We start from the raw sequence: 9,882 nt of genomic DNA, 5'->3' as shown, positions 1-9,882 counted from the left end.
TGTTTTTAAGAGTAAGGATGGTACATCTGGTAATATATTTACGGTTTTGAATGATAGTGCCTGGGGCATTCTTGATGGTGAGTCTTTTGGTATTATTGTTTTGCAGGATGAGGATGGTTCAATTAAACAGTATACCCCTGTTTTGAATCGTGGTGATAAGGCTGCTTTGCTTGTGCGTTGTAACAGTAGTGCTACGTTTGGTGATATGATCCCACCTAGGACTAATGTTTGGGGTCAGGTTAAGCCTGAGTCTGGTGCACCTGGTGTTATTTCTTTTACAACACCAATGTCATACCCACAAGCATCATATATCTTTGATCTACAGTAAAAAAATAAAGATATATCTGTTGTGGGATAAAACACCACAACACTTCAACTCTTTTTATACACAATACAAAAAATGTGAAACCATAAATTTTTATTCCCATTTGTAATTCTAGTTACTTGAATTAAAAATCTTTCCCTTGATATGCTCATTATAAATTGAGCGGGAGAGGCTAGAGGGGATAAACGTTATATACAAAAAATTTGGTGATGGGGATAAAGCAGCTATTGGCATAGGCACTTTAATTATATTTATCGCCATGCTGCTTGTTGCTGGTATCACAGCATCTGTTATAATTCAAACCATGAATAGTTACCAGCAACAAGCGCTTAGAACAGCTACTGAGACAATCCAGAGTATTTCATCTGGTTTAAAGGTTACACATGTAAGTGGGTACTATAATGGTTCTATGATCACGCAGCTCGCATTTTTTATTACACCAATAGCAGGCTCAGAATCAATAGATATAAAGTACACATATTTGTCTATCTCTGATTCAACCAATAAAATAGTCCTCAGTTATTCAAATAACTCTTTTAGCCCTAGTGTATCCAATGGTTTATTTGGTACCCTTAATGCTAGTAACCTCACGTCTTCTACATTTGGTGTAATGGTAATTAGGGATATAGACTCATCATGTAGCGCAAATAACCCTATCATAAATAACGGTGACCTACTTGTTCTGCTTATTAACACAACAGCTTGTTTTTCAGGAATAGATACAAACACAGATGTCTCCGGGAACGTAGTACCAGAAAACGGTATAAGCGGCTCAGTAGCATTTAAAACACCTAGTTTTTTTTCTAGCCCTATAATCGATTTATATCCCTAGGTTTTTTGATTGTTTGCTCTATGTTTAGTTCACCGAAAAAGATTTTTGCTATATCATATAATCCTTTATCAACTGTTTTAATCTTGGAAACAGCGTCCTCGAGTTTAACAGATACGATTTTGTCGCCTTGCAAAGCCACCATTTTACCAAACTCCCTGTTTTTAACAAGCTCAACAGCAGCGACACCAAACCTAGTTGCTAAAACACGGTCATGCGCAGTAGGTGATCCCCCTCTTTGTACATGCCCAAGAACAGTTACCCTGGTTTCTACCTTCATACGTTTCTCTATTTCTCTTGCTAAAAAATGACCTATTCCACCAAGCCTCTCGTTACCAAACTCGTCTTTTTCTTTACTGATCGTAAAAAATGATTCACTACCCTTGGGTTTTGCTCCTTCTGCCACAACTATTATACTAAACTTTTTTCCTCTTTCATAACGCTGTTTAAGGTATGCACAGACCTCGTCTATATCAAATGGTTGTTCTGGTATTAGTATCTGATCTGCCCCACCTGCTATGCCTGCTATTGTAGCGATCCAGCCAGTGTTTCTACCCATAACCTCTAAAACAATTATTCTATGATGTGACTCAGCTGTCGTATGTAACCTGTCAATGGCTTCGGTTACAATGGAAACAGCTGTGTCAAAACCAAAAGTGTAATCGGTGCATGAAAGATCGTTATCTATTGTTTTAGGGACACCAACAATAGGAATATTCATCTGGTGGAATTTCAATGCAACACCAAGTGTGTCATCACCACCTATAGCGATAATAGCATCAATCCCAAACTTGGTTATATTGTCTAAAACCTTCTGGGCATCCCCCTCGTTTTTAAACGGGTTTGTCCTTGATGTACCAATTATGGTTCCACCCTTGGGTAGGATGCCTGATACAGAATAGTCTGTTAGTAGCTCTATTTCCCCGTTGATTAATCCTCTCCAGCCGTTTTTTATGCCGATTATCTCCCAGTTGTATTGCAGAGATCTTTTAACAATAGCGCGTATCACCGCGTTTAAACCAGGGCAGTCTCCTCCACCTGTTAGAACACCTATTCTTTTCATAAAAGCATCCTTTGCTCTTCCACCAGGACTCATTATCTTTAACATGTTTTAATATGTTATGGTTCTGAAATAATCCAAACATAAAAATTAGACTACCAAGACTCCTGTGAGTACGATATCGACAAGAACTGCTGTAATAGCGATAATCCATACAAATGGAATGAAATACGCAAGGGTAACTAGGATATGACTATCCCTTAATACTCTTATTGTGAGAGACATTATAAGACAATGTATAACCAATACTATAAAAATAATTAGAAAGGCGTTTACAAAAGTCTCAGGTGGCATAGCTGTAAGAATTGCACTCGTACCTATGCTTTCAAAAGGGTTTCCTACGTTTTCCTCAAGCACTAGATTATTCAAATGTCGTGCTATGACAAGTGAGACATAGATGCTGAAGGCTACACCAAAAGTGATGCCAGCGAACAAAGAAGCTGATGTACCGATAATAGAAAACTTTTTGATGCGTAGATCCCGGATTTTCCTTATGTTCTCAGCTATCATACGTGAGGCAGTTCTTGGGTTAGCAGCAGCATAGGTTGCCTCCCTAAACATCTCACTGGATCTCTGTATATGGTTACTCCCTGTGTCAACACCAAACCATTCCCATGCGGAATCATCGTTAATCCTAGTTCTAAGTCTTCTGTAGAGATCTCTTATATGATGGGTGAGAACCCCGTAATCCTTTTCACTAAGATAATAAACAGAATCATTTATTTTGCCTCCTCTCATGGTAGAAATAGAACCTAACGCAGGTAAGAAACCTAGGAAACTTTTTTCTTTTCTTGTGATATCGCTCTCAGCCTTTAATGTTTCTAAACCAGGGATAAGAAGAGGAGTAAGAGAAATAGCTGCTATGATCTCAAAAGGAATTATGCCTAGAACAGGAATATCTAGTCTATATTTTCCAAAAAATAAGACAACACCTATAACTATGCAGGCTATAACAGATATTTTAAAACTTTTCCATAGTCTCAACTCTGTAGCGCTTTTTTCACCGCTTTGATGCCAGACCTCGTCTCGTGGGATCATTGAACGTAAAAGATAAAGAAGCATCCCCTCAGAGATAATTAATAGAAAAGCTGAGAGGAAAAGATACGTGTTCATATCCCAGCCTCCCATGATTATTGGTAAAACAATTCCAAGTGACATTATAAATATAATAGAGATAAGTAGACCGGTATAAACCTCGTTGATGATAACAATGTTTTCGTTCGCAGTCTCATACATTGTTTTGTATTCCTGTAGAACAGCGTTTTGTTCTGTTTCAATAAACTCTCTATGATCTACACCGCTGGCTATGCTTTGTGCAAAACGATCTAAAAAATCTTTCAGTATTTTACTGGGTGTTCTATCTGACACGAACTTGAAGCTTCTAGCAAGTGGAACTTTCCATTGTGTAGAGAGAATGCTGGCTTTTTCAATTTCTTTACCAAGGCTACCATATACTTTTTTGCCACCGATAACTTTTATTATATCCTTCAGAGACATATCTGATATAGCAAGGACTCTGAGATGTGTGATAAAATAATGCATCTTCCCGTTTATGTCATTCTCTTTGTTTTTCCAGCTAATATAGGGATAGAGGATGCCTAGGAATATTGGTACTATCCCACCGACTATAAAAGTTACAGGATTCAAATCCAGAGGCATTCCAATAATTGACTCTAAGATAAAAGGTAAACAAAAAACCAATGCTCCTAAAATAATTAGTGGAAGTAGGATGTTTCTCTTGTATTTTTTAGGGTCATCAAGATTTTTATAGGCTATTCTGAGTTGTTTTATGAACTCTCGTTTCTTTTTATCTTTATCTATTGGTTCTTTCTTTCGTAACCTCAATTTTTTCTTTTTTTCAGCAATCATCTCAAATCACTAAATGGATATGGGTAACGCTTTCTCTCCATCCCTATAAAATGTCCATATGAATTGTACCACCTCATAATAGTCAAATATTTCTTCTTCAACCATCCTCTCAAGTATGTGTTTTCTACGTTCGTATTCATCATAGATTTCTGCTGTGTCAACATACCCCATGTTTTTCGCTATTTTTTGTTCCAGTATGAAACTGTTTTTGTTTGCCTTGAAAATGTGTCTGTCCTCAACAGGATCCCATTCAAAGGCTGTCCTCGCCATAACACCATCAACCTCCCTGTTATAACCCTCTATCTCATCCAGTGAGATGCATCGTCTGATTCTTCTACCATCTCTATCCAAAGCACTCTGTATCAAAACAAAATCAAGGTTATCCATGAACGTTTTTGGTACATTTATTGGGTCACCTGTGAAACGTTGTATAACCTTTGTTAACGTCCCAGCGTGAAAAGTTGTTATACACGGGTGTCCTGTCTGCATAGCCTGGAAAACGATGTTTCCCTCCGCACCTCTTACCTCACCAGGTATTATATAATCTGGTCTTGACCTCAACGCTGCTTTTAGAAGGTCAAACAAGTCCACTTGTCCTTCTTTTGGCCCTGTTGTTTTTGTAAGCAGCCTCTGCCAAACAACGTGCGGAACAGTTAGCTCTGGTGTATTCTCAGCCGTATAAATCTTTTTTTCAGGTGGTATAAATGGTAGCAAAGCATTCATCGTTGTAGTTTTACCACAAGCTGTTTCACCGCATATAAAGAAACTACGCCCGTATTGTGAACAAAGCCATAGATACGCAGCGATATTGGAACCAAGCGTACCCCATTTTATCAGCTGTGTAATACTAATAGGTGTTTCTGTGAATTTTCTGATTGTCATACTAGGTCCCTTTATACTCACCGTGTCACTGTATATGACGTTCCCTCTACTACCATCTGGCAACATCCCATCTGCTATGGGTTTACCCTCGCTAACTGTTGCACCCATTTTTTCACTTAATTTTCTAGCAAAAGCAGGCGCCTCATCTTTGTTTATTTGCACATTGGTTTTTATCATGCCAAAGACTTTGTGGATAAGATGAACGTTTTCACCTGATATAATATGAACATCCTCCAGATAGGGGTCTCTCATAAAAGGCTCGATAGCACCACCGCCGATCTGGTTTTTTATTAAAAAATACTCGATATTATTTTTTTGGATGGATGTAGCCCTTATTTTATCAGATTTAGTGAATTTACCTAAAAAACCTTTTTTATCATCAAAACCTTCTGCTTTTTCATCCACGATAATAAGCTCGTTGACTATTTCTTTTAAAACCTCTTTCAACTCATCATCTGTCACAACACTTTTTTTATTAGGCGCAAGTTTAACTATAGAATCCAATAATTTCTCATATTTTTTTTTCTCTATATCATTTAATGACGGTTCGATAGCATGGTATTCTATCTCATCCATATCTTTTGTTCTGAATATATGAACAAAAACAGAACCCTTAGTCGCATATATCAGATTCGGGTAAGCTTGTTCTCTAGCTTCAAAAGGCAAAGTCGAATAAAAAACAGGTTCACCAATTTTCTCTCTGATATTCTCCACGTATTTTCTTAGATGAGGATAACTTTCGAATAAATTTTTTTTGTCTTCCTCACTCATCTCAGTCATATTTCTCTCCTCATCCCATTTATTAAGTTGTATATCTCTTATTTTAACTGTCCTATAGAGATATCGGCAAAGCCTTTATTCCCTCCCTATAGAAAGTCCACAGGAATTGTACAACCTCATAATAATCAAATATCTTCTCCTCCACCATCCTCTGCAGTATATGCTTTCTTCGATCATACTCATCATAAATCTGCATTACATCCTTATACCCAGCGTTTCTAGCTATCCTCTGCTCCAAGATATAGCTGTTTCCATATGCTTTAAAACCATGTGTATCTTCAACAGGGTTCCACTGGAATGCTGTGCGTGATATTATGGCATCAACATGCCTGTTATATCCTTCTATCTCCTCAACTGAGAGAACTCTCCTAACCTTTTTTCCTTTCCGCTCTACAGCCATCTGTATTATAACAACATCAAGGTTATCCATGAACGTCTTAGGCACATTTATGGGGTGCCCTGTGAAACGTTGTATAACCTTTGTTACACTACCAGCATGGAATGTTGTTATAACCGGATGCCCTGTTTGCATAGCCTGAAAAACAACACGCCCCTCAATACCCCTTGTCTCCCCAGGTATTATATAATCTGGTCTAGACCTCAAAGCAGCAATCAAAAGATCAACAAGCTCTATATGCCCTTCTTGTGGCCCTGTAGACCTTGTCAACAACTGTTGCCACACCGGATGGGGTATATGCATCTCTGGCGTGTTCTCAGCCGTATAAATCTTTTTATCAGGTGGTATAAAAGGTACTATAGCGTTAGCAGTAGTAGTCTTACCAGAAGCAGTCTCACCACATATAAACAAACTACGCCCATACTGTAAACAAAGCCAAATATAAGCAGCTATACCAGCATCCATAGTACCCCAACTTATAAGCTGAGTTACACTAATAGGGGTTTCAGTAAACTTCCTAATAGTCATAGTAGGACCCTTAATACTTACATCCTTACTATGAATAATATTAACCCTGCTACCATCAGGTAAAGTACCATCTGCTATAGGCTGACCTTCACTAACAGGACTACCTATCTTCTCACTAAACTCCTGCGAAAACGTAGCAGCCCAATCCTTATCTATAACAATATTGGTTTTAATCATCTCAAAAACCCTATGAACAAGATGGACTTTTTCACCAGTTATAACATGAACATCCTCCAGATAGGGGTCTCTCATAAAAGGCTCAAGAGGCCCACCACCAACAATATCCTTCGAGATATCATACTCCAAATTCATCTTCTCAATAGATGTAACTCTAACCTTATCACCTTTCAATCCACCTAAAAAACCTTTCTCTGAAGTAATATCACCTGATTTTTCATCAACAATTGTAATCTCATCTAAAACCTCTTTGATAGCCTTCCTAAGATCATCCTGATTTTTGATGGTTTTTTTTAACCTAATAGCTTTCTCATAAATCAAATCCAAAATCTTTTCCCGCTTCATTCTTTCAATGTCGCTGAGAACAGGCTCAATAGCATGATACTCTATCTGATCCATATCTCTGGTTCTATAAATATGTATAAAAACAGTCCCCTTCGTCGGATAAATTATATTCGGATATTTTTCTTCCTTAAGCTCACGCGAAATCTTACTATAAAACTCAGGTCTACCAATCTTTCTCTCTATCTCAGAAATATATCTTTTAAGATGAGGGTTCTCGTTTATGATTTTCTCCTCTTCTTTTTTTTCCATCCTAATCATATTTTACTTTTTCACCCCTCCCTAGAACGCTATCCCACTAGTTTCTATAGTAAGCCCTATACCAGGTCTAACTGAAAAAGTCGTCAAAGGATCATACTTATAACGTGCACCATTGAATTTATCCAAATAGATGTTATGAACTATACCAATACCAGGCATGTTCTCTTTTGTGATCCTAAAATGTATATCAGCTATCATCTGAAACGCATTATGTATCTCCTGCGACCATTCATTTGGGTTACCAGTTAAAATTATTATTTTGCCACACCCTTTCAATCTATTAAAAAAATTGGTGAGATCAACAAGATTATCCTTGTTCAAACTCTCATTAAGCAAAGTAGACAGAGAATCTATGAAGATAATCTCCGGATCAAAAAGTTTCTTACAAGTTATCAGTTTTTCCAAAAAAGTTTTTTTCGGTAAAGTCTCCGCTAACGTAACCTCCGTCGAGATAAAAAAAAGCTTACCACTCATCAAATATTTTCTTACATCGTAACCAACTGACGCTGTTTGTCTTAAAAAACTTTTTACAGTATACTGCGTGGAAACATAAGAACAAGTTGAACCATTTTTAAGAAAACTGAAACAGAATCTCTGACAAAAAATACTTTTACCTGCCCCCTCTTTCCCCTCAACAAAAACCAAAGAACCATCCGGTATAACCCTACCGAATCTTTGAGCAAAACCATCAGATTCTCCTTTTCTCTCAAGTAATAAAGATTTTGCTCCTTCCATCTTTTAATCCCCTCCAATTTTTTTTTAAATAGTAAACGTGAATTTATCTTCAATTGCTAAGGGACCTACCAACCTAATTGTATGATCCCCTGCTCCGATTTCATCATCATCCACATAAATTGTAGCAACCTCACCAGGTTGGATACTGCTAACAGAAAAATAATAGTTCGCTGTAGGTATAATCTCTCCATCAACAAATATCTGAAAGGTCTGGTTTGTTGTTAACAGTTTTTTACCACCTATATTTTTTAGATAAAACCTGTAGTAACCATCTATGTTTGGTATGGCCACTGGGTCATTGATTATCTTAAAATCTGTATCAAGCTGCTCCTGTAATCTATCCCCCTTATCTGATAAACTATTAGTAACATTTGTTGTGACACCTATGAAAACACCTGATACTGCACCAGCGACGATCACTGATGCAATAAAGAATATGACTTGTGTACCAGTTAAGCTAAATCCCATAGCTGTTTCCCCTCAAACTAGCTATACCCCTCATATTTAGTAATACCATTCCCAGTAATAAATTTATTTCTCTTCGAACCAGCTACTGATACGTTTATAAATATGCTTGTTTCCTTTAAAGGATATAGATATGGTTGAATTTTTATGAACGATTTATCAGTACCGTTTATCAGTATCGTAGTATCTTGCGTTTTAATTGTTGTGCTCCCAGTGTTTTTAATTTTTATTTTTAGATAAGTGTATTGTTGGTTTTGCTCTTTTTCTACTGTTATAAAAGATTCTGGTGAGATAATCATTTTGTAGGTTGTGTTTATCCACTCTTTGCTTCTAGCTATAGCTGATACACGTATTTCATCAAGAGCTCCTGTTAATCGTTTTCCTATTAATAGATCATTATTATTTGTTGGTATGTTTCCAATTAAAGTAGTAGAGTTTTTTAGCTTTCCATCTATGTATAGTTTAATTGTTATTCCATCATAGGTTAAAACAACGTGGTGCCAGTTTGTATCTACAGATGTTGTTACATTTGTGTTGTTAATAAAACCATAGAGCATTGTGCCATCTGCATTAATTTCTAGTGAATACGCGGTTTTTTCTTTGCTTATAATCTCTTTATTTGCACTGGTTGTTTTAAAATGAAACGTATTGTTTGTCCATCCTCCATTGCCATCGTTTACTACAACTCTCCAGTAGTATGTTTGTCCTTTAATAGAAAAATTGTTGTCATTTGTCATGTAATATGTTCCATTTGTAACTGAGTTATTGGTTCCAATAAAATTAGGACAACTGCTGTCTATCCCCCAGTACCATGTGATATTCATTAATTGTCCTTCGCTATCATTTACTTGAATGCTTAATATTGGATTTAATTCGATATCAATAGATGCATTTTTTGGTGTTTCGTTTGTGAGAACTGGTGGGGTATTTGTGATTAAATAGCAACATATCGCGTCGGCAACACTAGGTGCTAATTCAGTATTGCTTGTATTATCAGCAGCTATACTGTAGAACTCGTAGTATCCTGTTCCGTTTGGGAAGTTGAAGTTCCAGCTGCATGTTATCCATGGGTCTATATCTGGGTTGCTCGCATTGTTCCATTTTGTCCATGCTTCCCATGTTGAGTTATCTGTTGAAAACCTATGGTATAATGTGACGTTTTTGAGTCCATTTCTTCCAGTATCATATATAGTGGCGGTGATTGTTAATGGCTGGGTGTTCTGCCAATATGG

At 37.0% G+C, this 9,882-nt stretch carries 9 protein-coding genes; 2 read left to right on the top strand and 7 right to left on the bottom strand.

What is annotated here, in order from left to right:
• Positions 1 to 328, top strand: a 328-nt coding sequence (locus tag QHH19_05335; GenBank protein MDH7517748.1) for a flagellin, incomplete at its 5' end; no start/stop codon positions are given.
• Between the two features lie 229 nt (positions 329 to 557).
• Complete coding sequence (locus QHH19_05330; protein ID MDH7517747.1) at positions 558 to 1,157, top strand: flagellin; 600 nt, start codon at positions 558 to 560, stop codon at positions 1,155 to 1,157.
• Here QHH19_05330 and QHH19_05325 read toward each other — a convergent pair.
• From QHH19_05325 to QHH19_05295, 7 genes are all read right to left on the bottom strand, one after another.
• On the bottom strand, positions 1,135 to 2,217 hold the full coding sequence (locus tag QHH19_05325) for an ATP-dependent 6-phosphofructokinase (GenBank protein ID MDH7517746.1): 1,083 nt from the start codon (positions 2,215 to 2,217) through the stop codon (positions 1,135 to 1,137). The two genes, QHH19_05330 and QHH19_05325, sit on opposite strands and share 23 nt — an antisense overlap.
• Before the next feature lie 87 nt (positions 2,218 to 2,304).
• Positions 2,305 to 4,083 (bottom strand): type II secretion system F family protein, encoded by a 1,779-nt coding sequence (locus tag QHH19_05320; GenBank protein ID MDH7517745.1) that lies wholly within the window; start codon positions 4,081 to 4,083, stop codon positions 2,305 to 2,307.
• Positions 4,084 to 4,092: 9 nt separating this feature from the next.
• Positions 4,093 to 5,745: a type II/IV secretion system ATPase subunit gene (locus QHH19_05315; protein MDH7517744.1), complete on the bottom strand. Its 1,653-nt coding sequence runs from the start codon at positions 5,743 to 5,745 to the stop codon at positions 4,093 to 4,095.
• Between the two features lie 52 nt (positions 5,746 to 5,797).
• Positions 5,798 to 7,450, bottom strand: a complete 1,653-nt coding sequence (locus QHH19_05310; GenBank protein ID MDH7517743.1) for a type II/IV secretion system ATPase subunit — start codon at positions 7,448 to 7,450, stop codon at positions 5,798 to 5,800.
• Between the two features lie 21 nt (positions 7,451 to 7,471).
• Positions 7,472 to 8,185 carry an ATPase domain-containing protein gene (locus QHH19_05305; protein ID MDH7517742.1) on the bottom strand — a complete coding sequence of 238 codons (714 nt, stop codon included), beginning with the start codon at positions 8,183 to 8,185 and terminating at the stop codon, positions 7,472 to 7,474.
• A gap of 24 nt (positions 8,186 to 8,209) precedes the next feature.
• The gene (locus tag QHH19_05300; GenBank protein MDH7517741.1) at positions 8,210 to 8,653 is read right to left on the bottom strand and encodes a flagellar protein G; all 444 of its coding nucleotides are present in this window, start codon (positions 8,651 to 8,653) and stop codon (positions 8,210 to 8,212) included.
• A 17-nt stretch (positions 8,654 to 8,670) separates the two neighbouring features.
• On the bottom strand, positions 8,671 to 9,882 hold a 1,212-nt coding region (locus QHH19_05295), incomplete at its 5' end, for a LamG domain-containing protein (GenBank protein MDH7517740.1).

This window comes from Candidatus Thermoplasmatota archaeon (assembly GCA_029907305.1).
Taxonomy (GTDB): Archaea; Thermoplasmatota; E2; order DHVEG-1; family DHVEG-1; genus JARYMC01.
Note: the sequence above shows the minus strand (reverse complement) of the source record. Positions and strands in the feature narration are given on the sequence as shown.

Coding starts and splice junctions, on each gene's coding strand:
- QHH19_05325 (MDH7517746.1), bottom strand. CDS start 2,217: ATGAAAAGAATAGGTGTTCTAACAGGTGGAGGAGACTGCCCTGGTTTA.
- QHH19_05320 (MDH7517745.1), bottom strand. CDS start 4,083: ATGATTGCTGAAAAAAAGAAAAAATTGAGGTTACGAAAGAAAGAACCA.
- QHH19_05315 (MDH7517744.1), bottom strand. CDS start 5,745: ATGACTGAGATGAGTGAGGAAGACAAAAAAAATTTATTCGAAAGTTAT.
- QHH19_05310 (MDH7517743.1), bottom strand. CDS start 7,450: ATGATTAGGATGGAAAAAAAAGAAGAGGAGAAAATCATAAACGAGAAC.
- QHH19_05305 (MDH7517742.1), bottom strand. CDS start 8,185: ATGGAAGGAGCAAAATCTTTATTACTTGAGAGAAAAGGAGAATCTGAT.
- QHH19_05300 (MDH7517741.1), bottom strand. CDS start 8,653: ATGGGATTTAGCTTAACTGGTACACAAGTCATATTCTTTATTGCATCA.